Raw genomic sequence first — 25,651 nt, forward strand, 5'->3', positions numbered from 1 at the left:
TCCTCCCGGCTGAGGGCGGGGTTTAGCTTAGCCCTCGCCATTGGCGGGAAGGTTTGAGGGGTCTCCATCCGGAACCCTTTCAAGGGTTCCCTGAACTCCTCTGGCCGGGTCTTCGGCCATTTTGTTCCAGATTATGGCTGTGGCTTGAGCCAACTCGAACAAAATCTTTTCTTGCTCCTTTGAGGGCTGAAGTTTGACCGTTACGCTCCTTTTCACCACTCCTCACCGGTTTCTTTGACTTTTTTAATCCACATTTTTATGGCTTCACTTATCGCTATCCCAAGTGCACCCTTTCTAACCCCGTACCTCTTTGCAACAGCCTTTCGAAATTCTTTCTCAAGCTCGTCATCAATAACTATGGTCATCTTTCCCATATACATCACTCAACGTATATATGGCATTAGAAGTATATAAGTTTTTTACTTTCCTGTTTGGGTGTTTATTGGTAGTTGCCCGTACCCCGCCCTAAAGGGCGAGGTTTGGAAAAGAAAAAATCAGCACTTGAGAGCCTTCATTTTTCCATTTCCCTCAACCACAAGATACCGCTATTCCACGTATTCTGCTTTGATTCCAAGCTTTTTTGCAATCTTCCACTGTTTCTCATCACTTGTTAGAAGACTGCCATATTTCTTTGCCTGGACTAAATATAGCGCATCATAAATTGGAATATTCTCACTAATTGATATCTTCATGCCATCCTCAAGGTAATCTTCAAACGGCTCAAAAATTACGACATCCTCTTTGAGCTTTTTCAAGGCTTCAAGCATTATCCCAGCTTCTTTGTTCGATATTACCTTGTACAGCACATAATGCTTCCAGATGGCGTTTGAGACTTCAGCCAAAGCCAATGTTAGAGAGTATGGATCATCCAGTAGATATTCTCTAACCTTTTTCCAGTTCTCTTCCCTTAGGATATATTTAGCGAGAGAAGATGCATCAATTACTATCACGGTCCTCCCTCACATACTTTCTCGCAGTCCCCTTTTCGGTTTTTGGTAAATTTGCAAGCATTATATCAATTTCCTCCAAGGCCTTCTTTTTCCTGTATTCCCTAACTTTGGCTTCAATAAATTTCCTAATTTCCTCGCTCCAGTTAATGTCAACCTCTTTCATCTTCTTCTTAAGCTCATGAGGAATTCTGAAGCTGACAACTTCCATATACGACACCTGAATACGCTATCGTATTACAAATATATAAACATTTCTGAGTCCCTAAAACAGCTCACCCTTCTCAATCAACTCCCTCAAAGTTGGCCATTTCCTATCTTTCTCTGAAACTATTGGATCCTCAATGGGCCACTTAATTCCTACGTCTGGATCGTTCCAAATTAAACCCCCTTCATGATCTGGAGCATAAACGTTGTCCACCTTGTAGACAACTTCAGCAACATCACTCAGCACTACAAACCCGTGAGCAAAGCCCCTTGGAATGTAGAGCATGTACTTGTTATACTCAGATAGAATAACTCCCACATATTTTCCAAAAGTTGGTGAGTTTTTCCTTAAATCCACAGCAACATCATAAATAACTCCCCTAATACAGCGAACAATCTTGGCTTGAGCGTAAGGCTCGCGCTGAAAGTGCAATCCTCTCAAAACTCCGTACTTTGATTTAGAGTGATTATCCTGGACGAACTCTCCCTTTATTCCAGCCTTTTCAAAGTCCGGCTTCTTGTACGTCTCCATGAAGAAACCCCTCTCATCCTCGAAAACCTTAGGCTTAATTAAAATCACATCCGGAATCTCCAACTTTTTGAACTCAAAGGGCATTTTTACCACCTTATGGCACAACTTTAAGAAAATCAACCCGTTTAAAATCCTCATCAAGGGTCGCCAGTGTGTTTATCCCATAGTGCTTGCAAGTTATTGCAATTAATGCATCATTGGGTAGGAGTTTGTACTTTTTCATAACTTCCCTCCATTCACTAACCTCTTGATAGTCGGGCAAGACTACAATATTCCTCTCATCAACTGACCTCCTCCCCGCCCTGAAGGGCGAGGGTTCCAACGAGTTAACCCCTCGCCAGAGGCGGTTCGGTTCGCGGGCCCATCACCTACTCCCGTTACCAGTTTCGGTTCAGCCCGCAGGCCGGGTCTTCGGCCCGTTACCCCTACCGGCAAACCCGGATTAGGGTTATCGTTTAGAGGCCACCCCTCAGAGTTTTTGACTGCCAGGAGGCAGTCTTTTGAAAGGACGCTTAACAGCGTCAACCCTCCAACGCTGGAGGGTAACGTGAAACCCCTCATCTCATCGGGTTATCTTACGGTGGCCTCTTCGAGGCCTTATTACGCTGGCAAGACTTAAAAAGGTTTCGTAAAATATATTTGTATCAACAAATATCACATTTGGACCTCCTCTTCCAGTTCTTTTAATTCTCTTGCAGAAGCTTTTCCGAATGCTGCATAATACTTAGACACATCTAACTCAATTCTAATTCTGACTTTTTGGCCATCTTTTAGCTTTACTTTCTTTAAAGGCTTAAAGACACCATTTTCATAGATAGCCTCAACAATGATGGGCATTTCTCTCACCGGATATATCTTGTTGGGGTCTCCATTTAAATTTCTCGACTACCATTTCAGCTTCCAGGGCGTCGGATGGAGGACTTTTTCATCAACTAACGGCCTCCACCACCACTCGTTTTCCAAGTACCATTCGACAGTCTTCTTAATGCCTTCCTCAAAGCTGTATTTGGGCCTCCACTTTAGATCTCTCATGATCTTCCAGGAATCGAGTGAATAACGCAGGTCATGGCCCGGCCTGTCCTCCACAAACTCTATTAAATCTTCATCTTTGTCCATAATTTTTAATATGGTCTTAACGACTTCAAGGTTTGTTTTCTCCTCCCCCGCGGAGATGTTGTAAACTTCTCTTGCTTCTCCCTTTAATAGCACCAGCTCTATTGCCCTAACGTGATCCTCAACGTAGAGCCAATCCCTAACGTTCTGTCCAGTTCCATATATTGGGATTTTCAGTCCAAGTTTTGCCCTGATTATCGTCTTTGGAATTAACTTTTCTGGAAACTGGTATGGGCCGTAGTTGTTGGTGCACCTCGTTATCGAGGCGTTCAGCTTGTAGGTTCTAGCCCATCCAAGAATTAGCATGTCGCTAGCAGCTTTAGTAGCGGAGTAAGGTGAGGAAGGCATTAGCCTATCTTCTTCCGTGAAGGAGCCCTTGAGTATGTCCCCATAAACCTCATCTGTACTTATGTGAACAAGCCTCACATCCGGGTTGTACTTTCTAATCGCTTCTAAAAGGGTGTAAACTCCCAGAACGTTACTCTCTATGAAGGCTTGTGGGTTTGAAATGCTCCTGTCTACATGTGATTCCGCCGCTAAGTTTACTATCCCATCTACTTTCTTAACAATATCTTTAACAAGCTCAAAGTCGTTTATATCTCCCTTAACAAAAGTGTATCTCGGATCATCTTCAATATCCTTTAAGTTCGCCAAGTTTGAGCCGTAGCCAAGCTTGTCCAGGTTTATAACTTCCCAGTCCTTGTGCTTTGCTAAAATATAGTGGATAAAGTTGCTCCCAATGAAGCCTGCCCCCCCAGTAACAAGCAATTTCATCTCTATACACCTCAGAGAACTATCTGGGATAGGTCACCTATCACCAACTTTTTGCCACTCGGCTTCGAGTCGCCCTTCACTATTTTGACTCCCTTACCAATCAAGCTTTCAACTATCCTTCCAGCATTTATCAGAACGCTGTCGTCCATTATTATAGAGTCCTCTATTTCAGTATTCTCAACCACAACGTTGTTCCCGATGCTGGTGTACGGGCCTATGTAGCTGTTCTTAATCTTGGCGTTCTTTCCAATTATTGCTGGCCCCTTTATGACGCTGCTCTCATCAACTTTTGCACCTTCCTCTATAATCACTCTACCAATTATCTTCGCCTTAGTTTCTACTTTAACGTTCCTCTCAAGCTCATCCAAAACTAGTCTGTTAGCCTCTAATAAATCCTCCGGCTTGCCAGTATCCTTCCACCAGCCTGTAACCTTCGTCCAGCCAACTTTATAGCCGTTGTCAATAAGCCACTGGATTGCATCCGTAATTTCCAGCTCGTTCCTCCATGAGGGCTTTATATGCCTCACAGCTTCATGAATTATTGGCTTGAAGAAGTATATTCCCACCAATGCCAGATTGCTTGGCGGAACCTTCGGCTTTTCAACGAGGCGCTTTATAGTCTTTCCGTCCTCGCTCAACTCGGCCACACCGAACTGCTGTGGATTTGGAACTTCGCAAAGCAGAATGCTCGCGTCAAAGTTTCCCTTTTTGAAATACTCCAAATGCCTAACTATACCCTCTCTCAGTATGTTATCCCCCAGATACATCACAAACTCATCGTCCCCAAGGTAATCCCTTGAAACAAGTATGGCGTGTGCCAAACCCTTTGGCTCTCCCTGGTAGATAAACTCTATCTCTGCATCCCACTCAACACTTAGAACTGTCTTCTTTACGAGATCAGCATTTGGGCCGACCACTATTCCTATCTCCCTTATGCCGGCCTCAATAACATCTTCAATGGCGTAGAACAGGACAGGCTTGTTTGCTACGGGAATTAGTTGCTTCTGCTGCGAATAAGTCAATGGCCTTAATCTCGTCCCATGACCACCAGAGAGGATCAGGGCTTTCATACCCTTCACCTGAAGCAACTAGCCTTTCACGAAAACTTAAGGTTTATGGATGAAGTTTGAGTCTCTGTTCTGGGAAAATATCTGTGCACGTCGAGATGGACATCACTTCCTCAGCTCTCCCTTCATCCGGAGGTACTCTTCCTTACTCAGCGGAAAGTTCTTGGCCGAGGCAAGGAAAGAGTTCACGAGTTTTACCTGCTGCTTGAAGACATCGTCTGGATTTTCCCTCAGTTTTTTGACATAGAGCTTTATGAAGGCCAATCTTTCAGAAATATCTCTTTTAGAATTGAATCTCAACGCCGAGCCGTTTCGCGTATTCATAGAGCGCCCTCCTATCGATTCTCTCCTTAAACAGCTCGTAGAGGAAGAAAGCATCCTCTACATCCTTGTCGGAGCCTAGGTAGAGTTTATAAGCTATTTGTAGTTCTATCGGCGATATGTAGATTGTCCTGCCGTTGAACTCAACGGGAATTCTACCATCAATCGCCTCCTTATGGAATTCATCCTTAGGAAACTTCATCTCCGCGTTCGGGATTATCTCACCCTTTCGAGCCATCCTTATCCCAAGCCCCTCGGCCAGCATTTCATAGAGGCCCTCACAGTTCTCTGGGTTTAGAAACTCAAAGCCTGACCTTTCCGCATCTTCACACATTCGCATAAATTCGTCCTTTGGAAGAGGCTCGATTACGAAGTCCACATCTTCAGTACCCCGTGAACGGCCGAGGAGAATCATGACGTACCCGCTAACTATGACGTACCGAGCGTGCTTCTCAACTACGTTCACAACGTCGAGCACGAACTTGTCTAATTCACTGAGCTCGCGGTTGAGGATTATCTTGTCTTCTCTAATCTCAATGCCCATAGGCCTCACCGAATTTTGATCAGCATCCTATTTAGTCCTTTTGGAGGATGTATCTTAGAGAGTGACGTTTTGCCATCTTAAATTAATCAAGGGTACGGAAATTACACGAGGGTGACACTGCACCGTTGCTGACAATTTTTGTCACCATTTGACGTCATTTGTTAGGCGACGCATTTTTCTTTTGGTCGACATTCTTAATCATAAGCTCTCGACTGTTTGCGTAAGTTTTTTACGCAAACTCTAAACGGAAATGATAATAATATTAGGTATATTATGCGTGGGTATCAAAAATGTATTCATGCTTGGAAAAAATTGTCCTGACAAATAATGTCAGGATAAAGTGAGCCTTATTAACGTTGATGACGAATAATGTCATGGTGTCTAGAATGAGAGACACCTTAAGGCTTATCTCAAGGCTTATTGAGTTGACAAGAAAGGGCTACATTGAGGATTATGAGAGAGAAGAAGTATCTAAGATATTGAGGGAGCTTAAGGCCGGAGGGTTTACGAGCGAGGAGATCGTGTTTTTAATGAATAGAGCGTTCAGTGCCTCGTGGGTGAGATCGCTTACGGCAGGCACTAGAAAGGAGAGCGAAAAGCACAAGGAGGCTGTCCTTAAGCTTCTGGTTTGGTTCATAATAACATCAGAGAAGGCGGGAGGTATAGGAAATGTTGTACGGCTCCTGCACTACCTTGGCAATCATGAAATCTGCGCAGTAAATGTAATCTCCCTGCTGGAAGAGGTTGAAGATGGCGGAATCGACATTAACGACCTGATAGAAGTCTTGAGGCTAGCAAACTCGGTGGGGAGCCTTTATGTCCTCAAGCAAGTCCTAGAAACTATGAAGGAAGGAGATGAGATTATTCTCACCGACCTTTTACCGCTCCTCAAGGTCGCTCAAGAATATGGTGTCGACGAGGTTGTCAGCCTTATTAAAGCTAGGAAGAATGTTGAAGAGGAAGTTGAAATGCTCCGCTATGAAGTTGAGATGCTCAAAAAGAGGCGAGATGCCCTAAAGGAAGAAGTTGATGAGCTCAAGAGGAAAAAGGAATGGATAGCCAAGGAGTACTCTGCTTTAACTCAAAAGTACAGGGAGTTTTCAAATGTCGTGAGCATCGTGAAGGAGCTCGTATTTAACAGAAATATCTCCACAAAAACGCTTTATCACCTAGCGAAGATTTTGGAGACTGTCGGCCCGGAAGAGGTCGCTGACATAGCTTTGGATGTGAAAAGGGTGAGAGAGTTGAGGATAGAGGTTAGGGAACTGGAAGAGAGAAAGAAAAGGCTAGTAAAACAAGTGGAAACGCTTGAAGCTGCAAAGGAAAAGGTCCAAGATGAGCTCATAAAGATTGGGAGGGAATTTGCAAAGATTTGGATAGAGATTGGCAGGGATTATGGGGAGTTAGTTGACGACATGTTCAAGAAGGCTAAAGAGTATACCTTCACCCTTGGGCTCCTTGAAGCCTTACACACCCTCTTGTATTCCCAAGATGTTGAGACCCTTAGAAGTGTTCCTATATACGTTGATTTCATGTTGTTAGAGGCCATTGAGAGGCATGTAAAAGCTCTAGGAGAAAATCCTTCTATTACGACGCTTTCCTTTGAGATAAGTGGTAAGCATGAAAATTTTAAGGGCACCGTAAGATTATTGACACTGCTTAGACTTGTTAGACAGGCACTGGTCAAGATAAATAGATAAAGCAATGAAGCTTCTACTATCTAGGGACATTCAAGAAACAATCTTGACATATTCCCTAGTAACCTATCTTCAAGCTCCCGATATTTTGTCTCAGTCTTGTCTACTTGCAATGTGGATTGCCATTCCCTTATTTCCTTCTCCTTTTGTCAAGGAGTCTACCGTAACGACGGGCATGCTAGAAGCCTTTGCTTCCAGAACAGAGGTTCCCAAATCCCTCCCAGATCACAGAGGGGATGCTTATATATATGTATTACATATATGTATTACAAATATATCTGCAGGTGAATTACGTGGGGAATGTTATTAGTATTCGTGTTCTGCCGGAGATCAAGCAAGAGATGGATAGGTTAAAGGGGGAGGTTAACTGGAGTGAGGAAATTAGGGAATTTGCTGGCGGTGGAGAAAAAGCTAGGAGTTGATTTAGGGATGATAAAAAGGGTTTTGAGGAGGTTTGTTTAGAGCTTGCCTTTTAGTTTCAGGTTTTTGATTGCCTTTTTAAGCTTTTCATCCTCTTGTTTTTTCTCGTAGTAGCTTGGATCAACATATTTTGGCTTCCTTTTAGCAAATTCTGAATCCTCTTCGAATATTTCCATTAAAACTCTTCCGTCCATGTCATTTGGAATTGGTAGTCCAAAGATGTGAAGGATTGTCGGAGCTATGTCGTAAATTTTTGCGTTTTCAATTTTGTAGCCTTTTTTGATGCCTGGGCCATAGGCGAGGAAAATTCCATTTAGTCTATGTGCCGGTGTGCCTCGTCGAAAAGGGTTTTTCTTCAAATAATGGTCTGTCAAAGTTGTCCTCGATTATAACACACCTCCAGTCGTTTATTGTGAAAATTATATCAGGTAAAAGGTGGACTTTCTCTCCAGAGTAAAGTTTTTTAGGCTCAAATATTTGGACATTGACTTTTTTTCCAATGTCATTACTCAGATTCATAAGGTCATGCATCAATTTCTCTTTTATTTCTTCTCTTTCTCTTTCGTTTTGAGCATTTATGTAAATAGCACCAAAGGGAATTGTGTGCCCTAAACAATACGCTTTACTTTTTTCGAAGTTAACTTCATCAGCGATGTTTGTTCTTAGCACGTTTCCAACGTTTTTTCTTGTTTTAGCAGGAATCAACTTCTTTATTGGGGTTTTTGCCACGATTATGGCAGTCTTATACACAAACTTTTTGATAAGCTTCTTAATGTCTCTTTTCCTAACCAGCAGATATCCCTTCATAATAAGCCATTTTGCCAAGTTGAACGTTTGGTCGTTGGGACCAAATCCATGATCTGAGACGAGAAACACAATGGTATCTTTTGGAATTATGCCCAAAATATTTCCAAGTATCTTATCTATCCTCTGCCAGAATTTGACGAACTCTTCATTATATTTTGGAGATGTCTGGGGATCGTACATTGGATGGGTTTCATCTATGTGCCTCCAGATTATATGTTGCATCCAGTCCGTAGCGGAAAACACCAAGAATAACGCGTTCCATTCTTTATTTTTAACCAATAATAAACCCACTTCTCAAACCTATCTAAAAATCTGTTTAAGTCAGATATAAACAAATCAAGGTCCTCATACTTTTTGTTGTGATAGTCAACATAGATTTCATATTTTCCAGCAGCTTGTTCCAATTCTTTTTTTAAAGATAATGGATATGTGATATCATCATCCGGAGAAGAACCCAATCCAGAAATCATGAAGCCATTCACCTTATATGGGGGAAAGAGCATAGGGTAATTGAAGATGCCAACCTTTTTGCCTGCTTTGCTTAAATAATCCCAGAAAGAATGTCCCTTAAAATCTGAAGAGGATGTGGGATACAATTTTTGAGTTGCATCTTTTCGATTTAGGAAGTCTATTATCCCAGTTTTTCCTGGAGTTTTCCCCGTTGCCAAAGAAAGCCAAGCACCACCAGTAACTGGGGGTATAGTAGATCCCAGAACTCCATAGCTTCCTTTTTTAACTAATCTTTCTAGAGTTGAAAGGTTTCCTTCATTTATTAGCGGCATTAGGACATCCCATGTTGCCCCATCGAGGCCAATAATTAGTAGCTTTTGGGCACTGCTCATAGAATATTTCACCTGAATATTCAGAGAAAGGCAATACTTTTAAATTTTTGGCCTTCTAATGATTTTGGGGGTGCAGTTTAGTGTTCCCTCGTGTCTCTATCATCATCCTCAATTGGAATGGATGGAGGGATACGATTGAGTGTTTGGAATCTGTTTATCGGATTACTTATCCCAATTATGATGTTATTGTTGTTGACAATGGTTCAAAGGATAATTCAATCCAAAAAATTAAAGAGTATGCGGAAGGAAAAATTAAAGTTCATTCGAAGTTTTTTGACTATAATCCGAATAACAAGCCGATTAGGGTTTTTGAGGTTAGCGAGGATGACGCAAAAAAAGGAAAGTTCAATAGACCACTTTACGAAAAATTTGATGTCAATAGAAGGATGATTTTAATTAAGAATAGAGACAACTACGGCTTCGCTGGTGGAAACAATGTTGGAATAAAATTCGCACTGAGCGTTTTAAATCCTGATTATGTAATGCTTTTGAATAATGATACTGTTGTTGATAAAAAATTCTTAGATGAGCTTGTTAAAGTTGCAGAAAGTGATAAAAAAATTGGGATTGCTGGACCTCTTATTTTGTATTATGATCATCCAACCATTGTCTGGGCTTTTGGTACTGTAGCTCTGAGGGGAAAACCAAAAAGCTACATCTTGTACACTCCTATTGAGGTTCCATGGGTAATTGGATGCGCCCTCCTTCTTAAGGCAGATTTACTACGTAGTGTTGGCTTGCTAGATGAAAACATATTCTTATATGGAGAAGAATATGATTTATGTCTCAGGGCGAGAAGCCAGAGCTACTATTTATATGCTGTTCCAACTTCCACAGTGATCCATAAAGAAAAAATGGATTATATCCTGGACAAACCTTATAAATTATACTATGAACTAAAACATTTTCCATATGTTCTCAGAAAGAATTATATGGGAGCAAACTTCGCTTATGTATTTCTCAGATATTATCTTGGTGGAACAATTCTAAAAAAGAGTTTACTTATTTTAAAATTATTAAAAAATCAAAAAAAAGAGAAGTGCAAAAGATAATCTCTGGTATATTTGAAGGCATTATCTGGGTTCCTAACAAAAACTCATAGTAATGCTCTTGGACGAGTATATTATGTTGCAGTTACTGACATACAACTGGGATTTTGTGAGGTCTTGCTCGTTGGGCAAAACAATTCTTTGGGGAAATACATCTTTTCCCATCCATACTGCTCTATTTTTAAGTTCTAATCTAAAGACTATAATTTGATCATGTTTTCCAAGGAGAGATCTGTTAAAGTAATCAGGCCAACTAGGGTTGCCAATATGTAAACTGTAATACCTATCTGCGGCAATTTTAATGTTTTCTGGGACAAAATTATTAATAAACTCAATACTCGAGAACTCCGAATATGTAAAGCTGTCTCTGGGCCAGTAGTGTTTGAGGAAAGGATTGTCAATATTCCATGTGGGACTAAACACACCTAAGCTTATGAGAACCAAAATGATGATGGTTATAGAGGTTATCTGTAATGTCCTACTTTTTGTTAATATTATTGCTATTAAAAAAATTGCAAGGCTAATAAAGACACTATCCAAAATTTCCATATAATACCAAAATCTATGTGCAATAGGAGCTAAAGAAGGTAAAGTAAATGAGGATAACCCCATAACAGTCATCCCTCCAGCTATTACCAAGAAAGAAAAAGATTGAACCCTCTTGTCCTTTAAAAGTACAAATAGCATTCCAATGCTAGCCATACTAGTATACACAATCAGCCCCATCCTTCTTAATATAGGATAAAACCACGGGAGACCACTTTTACTGAGATTGCTACTGTACAACTTTGTGCCGATAAAAAGATCCGAGATTGCAATCTTAAGAATGCCAATCAGTTTATATCCATGTATCTTTGAAATTAAAAACCAATAAAATATCCCCGCAGTGACTATTAGGAGGATGAGGCCCAAGGCTTGATGCTCACGTTGAGGAGTATACCTTAACCCTAATATGACACTGTAAAATGCAATTACAGTAAATATCAAAAAGGCATATCCAATGGTATGAGTGATTAATAAAATAATTGTTAGAAATACAAAAAGAAATGCTCGCTTATGATTAAATCCGTTTGGTAAGCTTTGATACAGCAACAAGAGACATATCATAACAAATGAGAGTGCTAGGGTGTTGGGCACTATGCTCTTTCCGATCATATCAAGCACATTGTCTGATAATGCAACAAATAGTGCGGATAATAGCCCGATTTTGGTGGAATACATTTTGCTTGATATAAGATAAATGATAGTTGCTTCAATTATCAATGTTACAACACCTATAGAAAGAAAAGACGCTATTTTGTAATTTAATTTTAGAAGGATGTACATTGTTGCTATTATCAAATGCATTATTGGATAAAGATTATATGATTCATACCCATAATGTTTTGGAATTCTTCCGCTCCACAGTATGTTCTCAACTAAGTTTTTGTGAGACCATGGATCAAATCCTAATACTGTTGGGTAAAGAAAATTCTGTGTCATTGTAAGAATTACAGTGACCATAATTACTTGGAAAAGGATTAAGTAAACCCTTAAGGGAGATCTGATATCTGAACAGATTATTTCACCAACAACAACGATGGCCATTAAAATTGTAGATGCAAAGAATAAAATCGGGCGGGAATATGGATCTGATCTATAATAGTATACTAGGATGGACCAAGCAAGTAAAACAAAGTATAAGGTAGATAATACCCTAAAAAGCCTAGTGTTAAAATAAGTTATGTCTAAATTATTTATCTTATCACTAATTTGAGATGGATCTTGTATTTTTGTCGCAATATACGCCCCAAGGATGAGAAATCCAGTAGCTATTATCCCTAAAACAAATATCGGTGTCATAAGGATCACCCTAACGAATAAATTTTCATAATTTGAGTTTTTACATACGGCCAAGTGAATCTTCTTGCATATTTTTTTATTTTATGCTCATTCCATTTTTTTCTAATCCTTCCAAAATTCTTTCCATTAAATCTTCTGGATTAGCAGGCTCGCTAAGTAACCCATACTCATCTGATATGATTATTTTTTCACTTGCCCCATTTTTTGAAGCAATAACCGGTCTTCCACATGCCATGGCTTCAATCTGGACGATTCCAAAGCTTTCTCGCAGACTGGGGAGTACAAGAATATCAGCAGCAGTTAACCAAATTGGTATCTCCTCCGGTGGCCTTAGTCCAACAAATTTGATATAACTTTTTAGACCTAGGCTCTGAGTATATCTCTCTAAATGCTCTTTTAATGTTCCGTCCCCAATTATAACACATAAAATATCATTTCTATTTTTGACAATCATGCTAACGGCTTCAATAAGATACTCAAGACCCTTTTCCGGTTCCAGACGTCCAATACTTACTATTATCTTTTTATCCAATGGCAACCCGAGCTTCTTTCTACATTCTAACTTGTTGTAACCTTTAAACCTTTCAATGTCTATAAAATTGTAGACAACTACGACCTTTTCACTCTGAAGTCCATCTATTTGCAAAAGTTGTCTTTTCCAATACCCGGAGAGAGCAATTATTTTGGAGGCCTCGGATAGTATGTATCGTCTGATCCCTTTTATGATCTCACTGCTCTGCCTGAACTCCACATGAAGCAGACTGGAGTGGATATGAAAAATAAACGGTATTCCTAATATTTTAACCCAGAGGCAATATGCGCTGTTTTCCCAGAAACTTACACCTTTCCCAATATGGGCGTGGAGGATTATCTTGTGCCCTTTCTTTTGATATTCTTTTATGACCTTTGAAAGCTCAACAAAATTAACAAAAAATCTTGTGATTTTTTTCAAAATTTCGCTTGTTAGATTTTTAGTTCTATCAACTTTATATGTTTCTATTCTCTCAACGATAACCCCTTCTTCATTTAATTTTCCCTCTAATGTCTTTCCATATGTTTGTATGCCCCCAATACCGGAAGGAATTACATTTATAACTACTAAATTTTTCATTAGATAACCCTCCAAAACACCATCTTTCCTGAAGTAACTTTTGAAAGCTTTTCAATAAACATCTCCGACAGCTCCTCATCTATGATGGGATTTTGCTCATTGGGATCGTTTTTAAGATTGAATATCCAGGCAACATTATCCCCAGGAGAATACATAAACTTAAGTTTCCCGTAAACCAACGCCTTCTTTTCGTGCCCGTGTATGGTGTTCTCACTTAAAATGAGCCTCTTTTTAGGGGCCTTAAAGATGTTGATTCCATCAAATAGAATGTTATGCTGGATACCCAGCAGATCCATCAGTGTTGGCACGATGTCAACGCCACTGACCGGCTTATCCTCTTCTCGTTTTTTCGGAATGTCTGGCCCCATAATTATCAAAGGCACCTCGATGAGCTCATTAAATACGCTGTGTCCGTGTCCTACTCCTGCATAGCCCCTTACGTCGTAGAAATATCCTGCCTCCAACTCTGCATGATCCCAGAACTCCTCGCCATGATCCGCAGTTATGACCAAAATTGTGTTATCAATAAGCCCCTTGTCTTCGAGAAATGTATGGAACTGCTCAAGCACATAATCGACGTATCTAAGGGTATTATCATACAGCAAAAGCTTATTTTCCCTGAACTCTTCAAACTTCCCACCCTTCTGGTTTTCTGGCTTCTGGAATTCTCCCCAGTATTCGATTTTGGGCAACTTCTTAACCTCACCAAAATAGTTATAGAACTCATTGGGGGGAGAAATTGGCTCGTGCAGGTCTTTTAGATGAACATGTGCAAAAAAATTGTTGTCTTGATTCTTTATCCAGCGCTCCAGCTCGTTTAATATTGACTCAGCATCCGTTAGGGAGCTGAGCCTCTGCTCGTGAAACCTCCGCCTCACAGAGAGAAACGCAAGATCAATCCCGGAGTTGAAGTAGGTGGCATAATCAAAGAGAGCTAAAATCTCGCTTAAAGTTAAGATGTTCTCCTTTAACGGTTTAAGCTTGGATAGGTCAAACTTCCTGTCTTCCCCTTCAAGAACCGCTCCATGGTTGTGGGGATAAAATCCGGTGAGTAGAGAAGCGATGGCAGGATATGTCCACGGGGAAGTTGCAATTAGTGAGGCTTTATACCCTCTAATAGACTTCAAGAAGGGGGTGGTTTCCCTCTGATAGCCGTTGTATGAAATGTGGTCATTTCTAAGGCAGTCCACTGTTATCAGGATGACGTTTTTGTCTGGCTTGCTTGAGAAGTCGATAAACTTTTCAGCAAATCTTTTTGTTTTTTTGAGTCTCTGCTCAAACGTGACTCTATCTTTAGAAGTATTCGCACCGAACTTGACTCTATCATAGACCTTACGAAACAGTTTATACACCTTGAGGTTCCGTTTGATAACCTGATCCGTTATCTTTTCCACGCGCTTCCCTCCTAAGTGCTTCTGATAACCCTTAGAAACACCCTCTCATACTCCCTCGCGACCTTCTCCCAGTTGTACTGCCTCCGTATCCTCTTAACCTGGGTCTTTCTTATAAGCCTTAGGTCGAACTCCCCGCGCTCAAGCATCCTCATTTTATTACCCAAATCATCGGCATCTTTAAAGTATATCCCTCCTTCCTGAAGGACTTCCCTGTTGAAGGGCACGTCGTAGGCCAAGATGGGCCTCTTAAACAGCATCTGCTCAAGTAAAGATGGATTCGTCCCGCCGACCTCGTAGGCGTGGATGTAGGCAAAGCAGTTCTTCCTCAGAACTCCGAGGACTTCCCTGTCGTATATCGGATCGAGGAACACAATGTCTTCATCGCCGCCCCTCAGCCTCAGGAGGTGCTTTGTGTACGGGTCTTTTTTGTTGAAGTTTCCCACTATGACGAGCTTCTTTTCAGAGCTGGCTTTCTTAAACCCTTCAACCTCAAGGTGGATGTTGTTCTCCGCAACTATTCTGGCGACTGTGAGGTAGTATTCGTTAGGCTCAAGTCCGAACTTTTTAAGTACCTTCCGCTCCTCATCCCTGGAAAGACCGGAAGGAACGAGCTCCCTTGCGCCGTAGGCGATATAGACTATCCTCCTAGGTTTGTGTCTTTTTTCCAGATGCTCCTTAATTCCAAGAGAATCTGCAATAACAATGTCGGGAACCTTACAGGACAGGTACTCCATGAGGTACATGTAGATCATCGTGGTGAGGTACACCGGAAAGAGGTAGAAGGGCACAAAGCGGCTCCTCTTTATCAGCCTGTGCCATTCAACCCCGTCGGGATTGATGAGGATCTTCTTCCGTGAGAGACGTGGAAGAAGAGCCGCCAGAGCACCGTCGGGCGATACAAAATACAGAACATCGACATCGTGGGAATGTTTAAGTAAGAGATACGTTGCGGCAACCACATCATTTATAGAGGGGATGGTTACGCTTTTCCCCTGAATTGATGGGACATGGATTCTGATTATACCTTTATACTCATCTTCAAAGAACCTATCTGCCTCACATGTAACGTACACCCTAAACCCTGCCTTTGAAAGTCTCGTAGAAACCTCCTCCACAAAAGTCTCAGTTCCTCCATACTTTCCCGGAATGCCTCTTGAGCCTATAAGGGCAACCCTCATACGTATTCAATCCCCCGCTACTCCCTCACCATCCTCGCTAAGACGTTCAGCGTTAATCCCGCAATGAACAGCTGAATCCCAATTAGAGTAAAAATCCCCGCAGCTATAGCCTGGGTTAAAAATACATTTCCCCCTCTCCAGTACGGCTTCAAGGCCAGATATGCAAACACTCCTGCGATAGCAAAGCTTACCAAGCTCAAAATGCTGAACAATAATAGAGGCCTCTTATACCCAATCAGCCCCACAACCTTGGCTAAGACCCCAACTCCATGTGAAACTGGATTCTTCTTGTGTCTTTTAGGAACGTCGTACCTGACGTTTATCGGAACTTCTTTAATCCTTAATCCTTTTCCAGCCAACTCGTGTATCATCTCACTTTCAATATGATATCCATCAGCATCCAGGTTTAAGTTCTCCAAGGCCTTCCTGTTCAAGGCTCTGAATCCACTTTGAGAGTCACTAACGTTAATACCAGATGCAATTACAGTCGCTTTATTAAGAACCCAAAGCCCGAGCCTTCTATAAAGTGGAATATTTCTGTAAGCACTGTTCAAATATCTCGACCCTATCACAAGATCCGCCTCGCCTCTGATTATAGGGTCTATTAGCAATGGTATTTCATCGGGATTGTGCTGACCATCTGCATCCAAACAAACCACGGCATCGTAGTTATTCCTCAAGGCATATTCAAAGCCAGTTTTTAAAGCCGCTCCTTTACCCCTGTTGGTTGGATGCCTTATCACAACTGCCCCTGCCCTCTGGGCTACCTCGGAGGTTCTATCCGTAGAGCCGTCGTCAACGACTAAAACGTCTCCGTACTTCTTGGCTAGGGCAACGACTGACCCAATAGTGAGCTCCTCGTTGTACGCTGGAATAACTATGAGCGTCCTCATACACCCTACCATTGCCAACTTTAAGTTTGATAAGTTAAAAATCAAACGGTTAGGCAAAATCAACATCTTATAATTATTATTAAACTTCAATTCATATCCAACCTGAACACTCCCCGATCCACCACAACCCTCCCCTCAACGTAGGTGTAGCGGATGACGACGCTCCCATTCAGGTCAAGGGGCAAGGGGAACTCCTCCTTACCCTTTACGGGATACCACTTCCTAAAAACAAGGGTGCCATTGTCAAGGAAGCCGAAAATTCCTAGGCCCGTTCCCGTGGCGTTTTCGAACCTCAGGACGACCGTTCCGTTCACCCTTTCCACGGCAACGTTCGGATGCTCCAGCTTGAATATCTTTATTACCCCCCCATCCGAGTATACGAGGCGGTATCTTTCATCACCGTTTCTCACAAACAGCCTCGCCATCGTCGTGTTGTACATCTTCTCCGTCATGAGAAAGGCGTAGTTGTAGTCGAGATTTATATACAGGTAAGGCCCCGAATTCGAGAATCTGGATAGGGGAACTATCGTAACCTTTGCCCCCTTCTCAACGAAGAGCTCCTTTGGGTACCCCACGGCATTGCCAACGCGAATTGAGACATCCCAAGCATTTCTTCCGGGCTTAACGAGAACTGCATAAGGCTCGTTCTCGAACATCATGACGTCGCCGAGATTCACCGTCATGGGAAGCATGGCAAAGCCGTATCCTTCAGCTGTAAGGTTGGCCCATCTCTTGGCTAGACGGGCCGTATCGAATATTGACTGAAGTTTTAGAAAGTCGTAATAGGAGACTATAACGTAGTCAACGCCAAGACTCTGGGCCCGCTTCCAGTCGAGCAAACCCAAGAGGTAGGCGGCGACCCAAGCATTTGGCATACCCTGGGCAACCGGAGCCCTCCTCGCGTAGTAGGTAACCCAGTGGCCATAGTCCCACCAGGCAAGGACGATGTCATTCTCGTTAGAATTCTCTCTCAACCATTCTAAAGCCCTAATCCAGTGCTCATTTACAAAAGGTTTCATACCCCAAGCCTTCTTAAACGCCAAGGCACCGGAAAGGGCAGGGAAGACGACGAGGAGAACCAGAGTGGCTGCCACAAGCTTCTTCCCAGAGAGCTTAGGCTCAATAATTCCATAAACCTCCAGAAGGCCAAGACCGGCAAGAAGGGCTATGGCCGGCGAAGCTATGAAGAGGAACCTGCTCCAGATGGAGAGCATGTATAGGGAAGGCAAAACGTAGCCAAGCACTAGGAAGTCTGCCCACGATATCCTCCGCAGGCGGAGGAGGAAGAGGGGGGCAAGGAATAGGGTGACATTATAAGCCGCCCATAGGTCGTGAAAAGTTGGAGGCCTGGTTTCCTGTATTGGAGCCTCTGTGAAAATTCCAAAACCCGTCGGGAGCTCCCTAAGGGCCGGGAAGCGGAGGAAGAGAATCACGATGCTCATGACAACAAAGATACTGAGGATTATAGCTCTCTGCTTGAAGTCATTGATGAACCTTCTCGCTAAGTATAGTGCCAAGATGAAGGCAAGGGCTAAAAGTACTAGGTACTTCAGGTGGACGAGGAGGTAAGCATCCTTCACGAATCCAAAAGTTAAGCCCAGTTTCTTGGCCACGGCCTTCCCAAATCCATGATCCTGCCCGAGCATCCCGTAGTTGAGCATTCCTCCTATCCAGTTCGCAATGAGGGCACCAAGGACTGTGGATAGCACGAGAAGGGTAGCATCTGGGAAGTATTTCTCCTCCCTTAGATACCCCCAAATCGAAAGGAAGAGCCCAGAGGCCAGCACGAAGACGAAGATTGGGTAGTAGGCCTGCCAGAAGGCCGAGGAAAAACCTGTAGCCAGGGCTGGGATGATGTAAAGGGAGTACCTCCATTTAACCTTCAGGGTGAGGGCGTATGCGATGCCGAGCAACGCCACAGAGTACCAGAAGAGCATGTAATTGTCGCCCCTATAATAGTTGGCCATCGACCTGAATATATGACCAAAGCTCATGGCGAGCAGGAGAGAAGAAAGGAACGCTGGCCCATCTCCATAAAGCCTGCGGAGGGCTAAATAAAAGAATAGCACCGTCAGAACTCCAAAGATAACGGGCGTGATGCGGAAGGCGTCGTAGAGCGAGACTCCCAGGGGGGACAGGAGCTTGTATATGTATGCGGGAGTCATCCAGAGACCCAAGGGATGAAAATTCTTAATCTGAAAGCCCCACGGGCCAAAGGCAAGGGTGAAGAAGTTGAACCACTTTCCAGCCTTGAGGGCCTCTTCGATGTAGGCGAGATGGAAATAAGGGTCAAAGCCAAGTAGGTAGGAAAGCCTAAATGTAACAATTCGGAAGATAGTTGCTATAACAAGCAGGATGGGAATTGCATACCTGGGCTTGGGTATCTTTGCCAGCGCCTTCATCACCTTCCCTCCTCCTCAAACTTTTTAACGTTTCCCCAGACATCGGGGCTCCGTAGCGGTCTTAAAAAGATGAGAATTAGTGACAGGAATGATAGGGCGATAATTGCCCCCACCTGGAAGGTGGCACCACCCGGAACATCAAAAGTACTCCGGAAGGTCAGGAATACTGGAATTAAGGCGAGGGGCACCAAATAGGGCCGTTGGTCTAGAATTCTAAAGAGATATAAGAATCCGCCTGCGATGAGAAGCTCAGGGATAATAATACCGCCCAGAATGAGAGGCATAGGCAGGAGCTCGTCCCTGCGGAGATAACCATCCCTCAGGATATCCTCCAACAGGAGAACAAGGGAGAGGGCAAAGGTTAAGGATGTCACGGTTGTTGTGTAAGAGTAGAGTGTACTAACGTAAACCGACTTCCCAGTGTAGAGGGAATATAGGAGGAACGTTATAATGCCCACATCCCTGCTTCTCCGGGAGACCAGAAAAGGTAGCAACGATAGAAGAAACGCGGGATTTGATAGCTCGTAGCCGACGATTAGGCTCGCTATAATCCCAATCATTTCGCCACCCCCGCTATCTCCCTCAGGTAGTCGCTCGGGCCGAGGTCAATGGTGGGGGCGATTGCCAGAAACCGCCTGATTATCTCCTCTCTCTCCAAGTAGGCCCTGTAAAGCCTCTCAAGGGTTCCTTCGTCGAGGGAGCCCGCGTAAAAGAGCACGGGATTAGGTGAGAGAATAATCACCCGGTGAACCTTCACCGCCTGCTTGACGGCCCTGTAAACATCCAATGGATTGCTGAGGTCAGTTATTAGCAGGACTACAGATGGCCTCTTGATGAGGGAAAAGGCCTCATAAATTCCCTTGACACCTTTTCTACCCTTTACGAATGGGAACACCTTTGCCAGGAACTCTCTCCCCCTATCCCCAAAGAAGCTGAAGGAGAAGCGGAGCGACATAATGCCACGCTCCCACCTAGACTCCAAGAACCTTCTCATCCTCTCAACCTGCAGGAGCCCTTTGTCGGGGGGGAGCACCTTAGCCTTTCTCTCATCGTAAATCGCCAACCCAACCTTAAACCTCTCCCCCAACTTGTAAGCCAGCTGGAGGGCGAGGATAGAAGCGTAGTCAACCTTGGCCATCCTTACTCCCTTCCTCATCTCCCTCGTGTTATCTACGACTATGTAAACGTCCGCCTCACTCTCCCTCTCTAACTCCCTAATGATTATCTCACCAAGCCTTGCCGTGGCCTTCCAGTCAACCCTCCGGATATCATCTCCAGGCTGAAACTCCCTGAGCTCCTTTATTTCAGGAATTTCACCTCCGTGGAAACTTCTCCTATATTTCTCAAGCAACCTGAGATTGGCCTCGACCCTTGCGGCTTCTCTGAGAGCTCCAAGAGAAGGTATGACCTTTACCTCCTCCCCTTTCCCAACGCTAACTTCCTCAAAATATAGACCCCTAACGTCCTCCAAAATGAGGCTAGCGGGGGAAAGTTTGAACCTACCCCACCTCTTCGGAATAACAGCATAGCGAACTTCCCTTTCCTCTCCCTCCCTCAGCTGTACTAACATCGTTACCGGAGAGAATGCTCCTCCTCCATCCTTTATCCTCACGATGCAATCCGTTCCCAGATTCCTTACCCTAACAATGACCTCGAGTTCTTTCCCCTCCTCAACCTCTCTCTCGGGAACATCCCTTTCAGCCTCAACCGCCAACCTCGTTGAGAACCTCACAGAGGCCACGTAGAGCACGAGAAATAATCCGGCGAGGGCAGGGGCAGCCGAGGGGATTAAATAACCCTCCAGAAGGAGCAGAAAGGCCGTCATCAGTATTAACTCGTCCCTCCTCATCTCTCACACCGGCACGGGAGTTTCCTTGAGAACATCCCTTACAATGTCCTTCACCGTAATGCCCTCGAGCTCGTACTCGGCCTTGAGAATTATCCTATGCGAGAGAACGGCCTCGGCAACACCCTTAACGTCGTCAGGCACTACATAATCCCTACCATCAAGGAAGGCCCTCGCCTTAGCGGCGTAGAGCAGATGCTCACCAGCCCTAGGCGATGCCCCAAAGAGCACCCTTTCATCGTTCCTCGTGGCCACAAGTATATCGTGGATGTAGCCGATGATTTCATCCCCAACATTCACACCCTTAACAGCCTCCATAACCTTCACGAGCTCCTCCCTTGAGAGGATAGGCTCAACATCCCTGAACTCGCCCTTGCTCTTCCTCCTCAACATCTCCATTTCCTCATCCCTTGGTGGATAACCCATCTCAACCTTCAGCATGAACCTGTCAAGTTGAGCTTCGGGCAGTGGATACACACCCTCATGTTCCAAGGGATTCATCGTCGCTATGACAAGGAAGGGCCTTGGAAGCTCGAAAGTCCTGCCCTCTATCGTCACCTGCCTCTCCTGCATAGCCTCCAGCAAAGCACTCTGCGTCTTAGGCTGAGCCCTATTTATTTCATCCGCCAAGACAACGTTAGCAAATATTGGTCCTTTCCTGAACTTCCACTCGCCTCCGTCGAAGTAGAAGGTCCCGAGTATGTCAGCGGGCATAAGGTCCGGCGTTAGCTGTATCCTGGAGAAGCTTAGACCGATAGCCCTAGCGAAGGCATTGGCGAGCGTCGTCTTTGCAACTCCGGGGATTCCCTCCAAGAGCACATGGCCCTCCGTCAGCAATGCTATCGTAAGTAGCTCTATCGCATCCTCCTTTCCAACCACCATCTTCCTTATCTCAGCCTTGAGATGCTCGATGAACTCCTTACCATCCATCCCTTACCCCCCAGCTCCGACTTTAGCCTCGAACCTGTTTCTATCTCCCTCACTATCCTTCTCAGCACATCCTCATCCAGCCCCTTCTCGGCAAGAATCCTTATTATGTCTTTCCCATCCTCCTCACCAAAGAACTTATCGAGAATCCTGAAGATGAGCGCAAGCACCTTTTCAAGTATGACAACCCACGCGCCGCTCTCGATAAACACATACAAGAGGCCAACGAAAAGCACATAGTGAAGGATATACTCCCTTCTTACGACCCTCCTGACTAGGTACGTGCCAGTGGAGTAAGGATTAAAGTCGGCATGGTGAGCCTCATCAGCCATAAACCTCTTCTCCGGCAATGATTCAAGGAAGTTCTCAATGAAGCGACGATTATAAGGGAAGAGGGCGTTTGAGAAGATGTCCGGGTCTGAGAAGAGATATAAGCGACCCTCCCCATATTCAAACACAGCCCCCACAGCATAAGAACCGAAGGAGTTGCCAAGAAGGGAAGCATTTGACGTCATGAGTATTGGCGTGCCCCCAAAAACCGCCCTCGGCCTCTCCGTGACAACGAAATCAACACCCGCAGCAAGCTCAGGAGCCACCCAAACGGCGAGTGGCCTCGTGGAGTTCCCAAGGCAGACGGGACTAATTATCTGAGCCCTCGATATGCTACTCTCAATTCCGAGCTCCGTAAAGAGATCGCGGATTATCCGAAAATCATCCGCCGCAAGTATTACAACACCACCTCCCTCCAAGAACGCCCTCAACTCCCCTACCTCCGCAGGCGTAAAGGGCACATTAGGGCCAATAACCACGAGAACACCAGATTCCTGACCAAGACCAATTGAATCATAAGTCGTGAGAACTGGGACTATTTCCCCCCTCGAATAGAGAAGCTTAGCAAAGCTTGACGCACCCCTAGGCCCAGTGTTGAGATAACTGTAATCGGCGGAACTCTTCATCACAGGAATCGAAGCAGGCATCAAAAGAAAGCCAACCCCAATAATTAGCAGAATGACATAAAAAGCCCTATTCATAACTCACCACCCAACGAAGCCACTATGACACGAGCCGCTTTTCTAAAGACTCCCGACTCAGACACTCTCCTCTTAGCGTAGAAGTACAGCTCGTGGAGCCTCGTTAAGACACTTAGATCATCGAAGAAAGAAGCCCCCCTAAACATATCGAGGAGTTCTCTCGGTGTCGTAGACCTCGGGAGAGCGCCCATTCTGATTAGAAAGGAGTAGACAACTCTGTAAACCCGGAGAATGACTGGAACATTTTCAGGGGACACTTCCCAGCTCGACTGCTCAACCTTCCCTCCAACCTCCACCTCTCCTGGCAGATCCCTACCCCTCAAAAGCCGCCTAGCGAGCAGAATGACAAATAGGGCCACTAAAACAATGCCAATTCGTGAGGCATAGTTTATCGGTGATACTGCCACGATTACCGTGTTCGAAGTGCTCGGCATATAAGCATCGTTCCCCCTGAAAATGGCATAAAGCTTAAGCTGACCCGGAACCCTTGGCGTAACGAATATCTCAGCCCTTCCATTCACAAACACGCTCTCATAAGGCTCGTCATTCACATAGAGGGTTATGGGGTAAGAACCAGAGGCATTTACCGTTATTATGACCCGAAAGCTCTCTCCAACGTGCACAGACTCCGGAGCAGATATCGATAGGGGGAGCCAAAGCTTGGCCGGATAAACCGTCACATTTGCCGAGGTGGGCTCATATATTTCGTTCCCCGGAAAGATAAGAATAACGTCCATTGCCCTTTGAAGACCCTCAAACTGGAAGGAGAAAGAACCATCATCCCCAGTTACCGTGGATTTATTCTCTCCTGGGGCAATCAAGTACACGGGAGCACCCTGGACAGGCCTGTTAAGCTCGTCCATCAAGAACCCTAAAACCTGAGAATCCGTCGCTCCCGAGATTAGAAAGTAGGTCCCGAGCCTCGAGACGTTAACATAGAGAGTATTGGACCTCACCGTTTTACTACCGTTCACGGCCGTGCAAAAGATTTCATGAACGCCAGGCTCTTGGAAAGCGTAATTGATATTCAAGACCCCACCCTTAGGAAACGCTTCCACCTCGCCACCGTCGACAAAAAGCTGAACGTCCTTGAGACCCTCCGCGTAAACTATAATGGTAACGTTCTGGAAAACCACAGGTTCCTGAGGATAAATAAACACCCTGAACTCCGAGACCTCCATCTTAGCCCTCATGATTGATTCATACTTATCCAAGAAAGCGGACAATCTTCCCACCGTGTCAAGAACCTCGCTCGTATTAAGGGGAAGGGCTCTCAAAAGGACGAAAAGTCTTCCAAGACTCGCCCTCGCGACCTCCAAGTATGCCCTCGCCCTCACATAATCCCCCGCATCCACGGCCTCCTTCATCCCCCTAACTGCGAAAGACAGTTCCAAAAGCTCATCGGACAAGTCAACGAACCTTCCAGCGAGTTCCATAGCGTCAGGGCTTCCCCCATAGAGATACACCTCCCGGTAAGTGGCGTTGGCAATCATGCTGAGATTAAGGGCTAGGGGGAGAGCATCCTCCCCTTCGGCAAGCGCCGCGAGAACACCATCTACTCGAACCAGCATCTCACCGAAATAGTCCTTCAGACCCTCATCGAGTGCCTCGGAAACTCCCGAAAAGGCTACCAAGATGAGGAGGAACGGGACGATTCGCCTCATCATATGTGCCATCCGGACAAACCTTTTAAGGTTGTTGGTCTATCTGGGGCGGGAGGAAATGTGAAGAGAAAAGACATAATCTCGGGAATACTAATAGCTTTTGGCCTCGTCCTTACCGTGACAGGCTTTCTGAAGGCCGAGGTTAGATGGGAGAACCTTGGCTTGGCGGCCGTCATACTGGGGCTCGTCGTAGCTACCATAAAGCCCTCCAACCTAGTGAAAGCCGAAACCGCATCCCTCCTCCTCTCAGGATACCATGAGACGATGACAAACCTTCTGAGGGGGCTCTCGCTTGAGGGAAACGCAGTTTATCTTCCTCCCTACGGGAACTTGCCCAAGGGAGGCCTCTTCGTTCCGCTTAGAGAGGATTTTGACCTTGATCCAGCAAGGCTCTCTGAGGATGAACCCTTCGTCACGAACGTCCCCACGGAGAAACAAATGGGCCTTCTCCTGAAGCCGCCCGGTGCTGAACTCTTGGAGAAGTTCGAGGAGCACCTTGAAGGCCCAGTGACGAGTATAGCAGAACTTGAAGGGGCAGCAGGAGCCGTGCTGAAGACACTTGGCTTAGCGGACAGGGTGTACATAGAGGAAGGGGAAGAAACCATAAAGATCATAATCCAACCCCAACAATGCCACTTCTCAGAAGCCTGCACGAAAGTGGCCTGTCCAATATGCTCTTCCATCCTCCTAGGCCTCACCAAGGCCACCGGAAACGTGATAACCGTTGGGGCAATCGAAAAAAAGGACTACGGCATCGAGATCATGGCCAGAAAGCTCGGAGGGATAGAAAAATGGATGTAGAGGACTACATAGTGCTCTTCCTAGCAATCTGGACGTTAACGTCTACCCTAACAGCCAAGACCGTAGACGTCTTCCTCACCCTAACCCTCATAGGCCTCCTGATAACCCTCGAGGTCGGAAGCCTCTTCCTCTCTAAGGAGCAGAAGGAAAGCTTAAAGCCCCTCATCGAGTTACTCCTTGTGATATTCGCCCTCATAGTCATGAAGAAAGTCTACGACGTGCTCGCCGGGTGAGGGAGTAGC

The 25,651-nt window shown here is 44.7% G+C and carries 29 protein-coding genes and 1 pseudogene; 5 read left to right on the top strand and 25 right to left on the bottom strand.

What is annotated here, in order from left to right:
* Window positions 1-117 precede the first annotated feature (117 nt).
* From PYCH_RS10340 to PYCH_RS08715, 11 genes and pseudogenes are all read right to left on the bottom strand, one after another.
* Window positions 118-216: pseudogene (locus PYCH_RS10340) on the bottom strand (helix-turn-helix domain-containing protein); the annotation flags it as partial.
* A complete protein-coding gene (locus tag PYCH_RS09995) occupies window positions 213-383 on the bottom strand; it encodes a hypothetical protein (RefSeq protein WP_158306795.1) in 171 nt (56 codons plus the stop codon). The pseudogene PYCH_RS10340 and the gene PYCH_RS09995, both read right to left, overlap by 4 nt.
* A gap of 162 nt (window positions 384-545) precedes the next feature.
* Window positions 546-950 carry a type II toxin-antitoxin system VapC family toxin gene (locus PYCH_RS08675; RefSeq protein ID WP_013906487.1) on the bottom strand — a complete coding sequence of 135 codons (405 nt, stop codon included), beginning with the start codon at window positions 948-950 and terminating at the stop codon, window positions 546-548.
* Window positions 937-1,158 (bottom strand): type II toxin-antitoxin system VapB family antitoxin, encoded by a 222-nt coding sequence (gene vapB, locus PYCH_RS08680; RefSeq protein ID WP_013906488.1) that lies wholly within the window; start codon window positions 1,156-1,158, stop codon window positions 937-939. Before vapB ends, PYCH_RS08675 begins: the two co-directional genes overlap by 14 nt.
* 54 nt (window positions 1,159-1,212) lie before the next feature.
* Window positions 1,213-1,770 carry a dTDP-4-dehydrorhamnose 3,5-epimerase gene (rfbC, locus tag PYCH_RS08685; RefSeq protein ID WP_013906489.1) on the bottom strand — a complete coding sequence of 186 codons (558 nt, stop codon included), beginning with the start codon at window positions 1,768-1,770 and terminating at the stop codon, window positions 1,213-1,215.
* Between the two features lie 10 nt (window positions 1,771-1,780).
* Window positions 1,781-2,008, bottom strand: coding sequence for a PIN domain-containing protein (locus PYCH_RS08690; RefSeq protein ID WP_013906490.1), 228 nt, complete (start codon window positions 2,006-2,008; stop codon window positions 1,781-1,783).
* A gap of 332 nt (window positions 2,009-2,340) precedes the next feature.
* Window positions 2,341-2,523: an antitoxin family protein gene (locus PYCH_RS08695; protein ID WP_013906491.1), complete on the bottom strand. Its 183-nt coding sequence runs from the start codon at window positions 2,521-2,523 to the stop codon at window positions 2,341-2,343.
* 48 nt (window positions 2,524-2,571) lie between these two features.
* The gene (gene rfbB / locus PYCH_RS08700; protein WP_013906492.1) at window positions 2,572-3,573 is read right to left on the bottom strand and encodes a dTDP-glucose 4,6-dehydratase; all 1,002 of its coding nucleotides are present in this window, start codon (window positions 3,571-3,573) and stop codon (window positions 2,572-2,574) included.
* 11 nt (window positions 3,574-3,584) lie between these two features.
* A complete protein-coding gene (locus tag PYCH_RS08705; protein ID WP_013906493.1) occupies window positions 3,585-4,643 on the bottom strand; it encodes a glucose-1-phosphate thymidylyltransferase in 1,059 nt (352 codons plus the stop codon).
* A 102-nt stretch (window positions 4,644-4,745) separates the two neighbouring features.
* Entirely contained in the window at window positions 4,746-4,904 is a 159-nt protein-coding gene (locus PYCH_RS08710; protein ID WP_013906494.1) for a hypothetical protein, read from the bottom strand.
* Between the two features lie 19 nt (window positions 4,905-4,923).
* Window positions 4,924-5,505, bottom strand: coding sequence for a hypothetical protein (locus PYCH_RS08715; protein ID WP_013906495.1), 582 nt, complete (start codon window positions 5,503-5,505; stop codon window positions 4,924-4,926).
* A gap of 359 nt (window positions 5,506-5,864) precedes the next feature.
* On the opposite strand from PYCH_RS08715, the gene PYCH_RS08720 reads away from it, so the two are divergent.
* A complete protein-coding gene (locus tag PYCH_RS08720; protein WP_148236232.1) occupies window positions 5,865-7,205 on the top strand; it encodes a hypothetical protein in 1,341 nt (446 codons plus the stop codon).
* Between the two features lie 233 nt (window positions 7,206-7,438).
* Complete coding sequence (locus PYCH_RS09905; protein WP_148236233.1) at window positions 7,439-7,624, top strand: hypothetical protein; 186 nt, start codon at window positions 7,439-7,441, stop codon at window positions 7,622-7,624.
* A gap of 36 nt (window positions 7,625-7,660) precedes the next feature.
* On the opposite strand, the gene PYCH_RS09910 is transcribed toward PYCH_RS09905, so the two are convergent.
* From PYCH_RS09910 to PYCH_RS10285, 3 genes are read right to left on the bottom strand one after another with little or no spacing between them, the layout of a single operon-like run.
* Window positions 7,661-7,981 (bottom strand): hypothetical protein, encoded by a 321-nt coding sequence (locus PYCH_RS09910; RefSeq protein ID WP_193383885.1) that lies wholly within the window; start codon window positions 7,979-7,981, stop codon window positions 7,661-7,663.
* Complete coding sequence (locus PYCH_RS10280; RefSeq protein ID WP_158306796.1) at window positions 7,941-8,672, bottom strand: alkaline phosphatase family protein; 732 nt, start codon at window positions 8,670-8,672, stop codon at window positions 7,941-7,943. The genes PYCH_RS09910 and PYCH_RS10280 overlap by 41 nt, the downstream gene beginning before the upstream one ends.
* Window positions 8,639-9,283 (bottom strand): alkaline phosphatase family protein, encoded by a 645-nt coding sequence (locus PYCH_RS10285; protein ID WP_148236234.1) that lies wholly within the window; start codon window positions 9,281-9,283, stop codon window positions 8,639-8,641. The genes PYCH_RS10280 and PYCH_RS10285 overlap by 34 nt, the downstream gene beginning before the upstream one ends.
* A 68-nt stretch (window positions 9,284-9,351) precedes the next feature.
* Between PYCH_RS10285 and PYCH_RS08735 the strand changes: the two genes are divergently transcribed.
* Window positions 9,352-10,323 carry a glycosyltransferase family 2 protein gene (locus tag PYCH_RS08735; protein WP_013906499.1) on the top strand — a complete coding sequence of 324 codons (972 nt, stop codon included), beginning with the start codon at window positions 9,352-9,354 and terminating at the stop codon, window positions 10,321-10,323.
* 33 nt (window positions 10,324-10,356) lie between these two features.
* On the opposite strand, the gene PYCH_RS08740 is transcribed toward PYCH_RS08735, so the two are convergent.
* The 11 genes from PYCH_RS08740 to PYCH_RS08790 all read right to left on the bottom strand — a co-directional run bounded on the left by PYCH_RS08740 (window position 10,357) and on the right by PYCH_RS08790 (window position 24,608).
* Window positions 10,357-12,162, bottom strand: a complete 1,806-nt coding sequence (locus PYCH_RS08740) for a hypothetical protein (RefSeq protein WP_013906500.1) — start codon at window positions 12,160-12,162, stop codon at window positions 10,357-10,359.
* 76 nt (window positions 12,163-12,238) lie between these two features.
* On the bottom strand, window positions 12,239-13,288 hold the full coding sequence (locus PYCH_RS09520) for a glycosyltransferase (RefSeq protein ID WP_148236235.1): 1,050 nt from the start codon (window positions 13,286-13,288) through the stop codon (window positions 12,239-12,241).
* Window positions 13,273-14,667: a sulfatase gene (locus PYCH_RS08750; protein ID WP_013906502.1), complete on the bottom strand. Its 1,395-nt coding sequence runs from the start codon at window positions 14,665-14,667 to the stop codon at window positions 13,273-13,275. The genes PYCH_RS09520 and PYCH_RS08750 overlap by 16 nt, the downstream gene beginning before the upstream one ends.
* Before the next feature lie 11 nt (window positions 14,668-14,678).
* Entirely contained in the window at window positions 14,679-15,845 is a 1,167-nt protein-coding gene (locus PYCH_RS08755; RefSeq protein ID WP_013906503.1) for a DUF1972 domain-containing protein, read from the bottom strand.
* Window positions 15,846-15,862: 17 nt separating this feature from the next.
* Entirely contained in the window at window positions 15,863-16,738 is an 876-nt protein-coding gene (locus PYCH_RS08760; protein ID WP_013906504.1) for a glycosyltransferase family 2 protein, read from the bottom strand.
* An 86-nt stretch (window positions 16,739-16,824) separates the two neighbouring features.
* Complete coding sequence (locus PYCH_RS08765; RefSeq protein WP_013906505.1) at window positions 16,825-19,140, bottom strand: STT3 domain-containing protein; 2,316 nt, start codon at window positions 19,138-19,140, stop codon at window positions 16,825-16,827.
* Entirely contained in the window at window positions 19,140-19,700 is a 561-nt protein-coding gene (locus PYCH_RS08770; protein ID WP_013906506.1) for a hypothetical protein, read from the bottom strand. The genes PYCH_RS08765 and PYCH_RS08770 overlap by 1 nt, the downstream gene beginning before the upstream one ends.
* Window positions 19,697-20,989, bottom strand: a complete 1,293-nt coding sequence (locus PYCH_RS08775; protein ID WP_013906507.1) for a DUF58 domain-containing protein — start codon at window positions 20,987-20,989, stop codon at window positions 19,697-19,699. Before PYCH_RS08775 ends, PYCH_RS08770 begins: the two co-directional genes overlap by 4 nt.
* Before the next feature lie 3 nt (window positions 20,990-20,992).
* Window positions 20,993-21,916 carry an AAA family ATPase gene (locus tag PYCH_RS08780; RefSeq protein ID WP_013906508.1) on the bottom strand — a complete coding sequence of 308 codons (924 nt, stop codon included), beginning with the start codon at window positions 21,914-21,916 and terminating at the stop codon, window positions 20,993-20,995.
* Window positions 21,874-22,869, bottom strand: a complete 996-nt coding sequence (locus PYCH_RS08785) for a DUF4350 domain-containing protein (RefSeq protein ID WP_158306797.1) — start codon at window positions 22,867-22,869, stop codon at window positions 21,874-21,876. The genes PYCH_RS08780 and PYCH_RS08785 overlap by 43 nt, the downstream gene beginning before the upstream one ends.
* A gap of 71 nt (window positions 22,870-22,940) precedes the next feature.
* Window positions 22,941-24,608, bottom strand: a complete 1,668-nt coding sequence (locus tag PYCH_RS08790; protein WP_148236236.1) for an Ig-like domain repeat protein — start codon at window positions 24,606-24,608, stop codon at window positions 22,941-22,943.
* 60 nt (window positions 24,609-24,668) lie between these two features.
* On the opposite strand from PYCH_RS08790, the gene PYCH_RS08795 reads away from it, so the two are divergent.
* Together PYCH_RS08795 and PYCH_RS08800 are read left to right on the top strand one after the other, a co-directional pair.
* Window positions 24,669-25,409 carry a hypothetical protein gene (locus PYCH_RS08795; RefSeq protein WP_048058307.1) on the top strand — a complete coding sequence of 247 codons (741 nt, stop codon included), beginning with the start codon at window positions 24,669-24,671 and terminating at the stop codon, window positions 25,407-25,409.
* The gene (locus tag PYCH_RS08800; RefSeq protein ID WP_013906512.1) at window positions 25,400-25,642 is read left to right on the top strand and encodes a hypothetical protein; all 243 of its coding nucleotides are present in this window, start codon (window positions 25,400-25,402) and stop codon (window positions 25,640-25,642) included. The genes PYCH_RS08795 and PYCH_RS08800 overlap by 10 nt, the downstream gene beginning before the upstream one ends.
* Window positions 25,643-25,651 lie beyond the last annotated feature (9 nt).

This window comes from Pyrococcus yayanosii CH1 (assembly GCF_000215995.1).
Taxonomy (GTDB): domain Archaea; phylum Methanobacteriota_B; class Thermococci; order Thermococcales; family Thermococcaceae; genus Pyrococcus; species Pyrococcus yayanosii.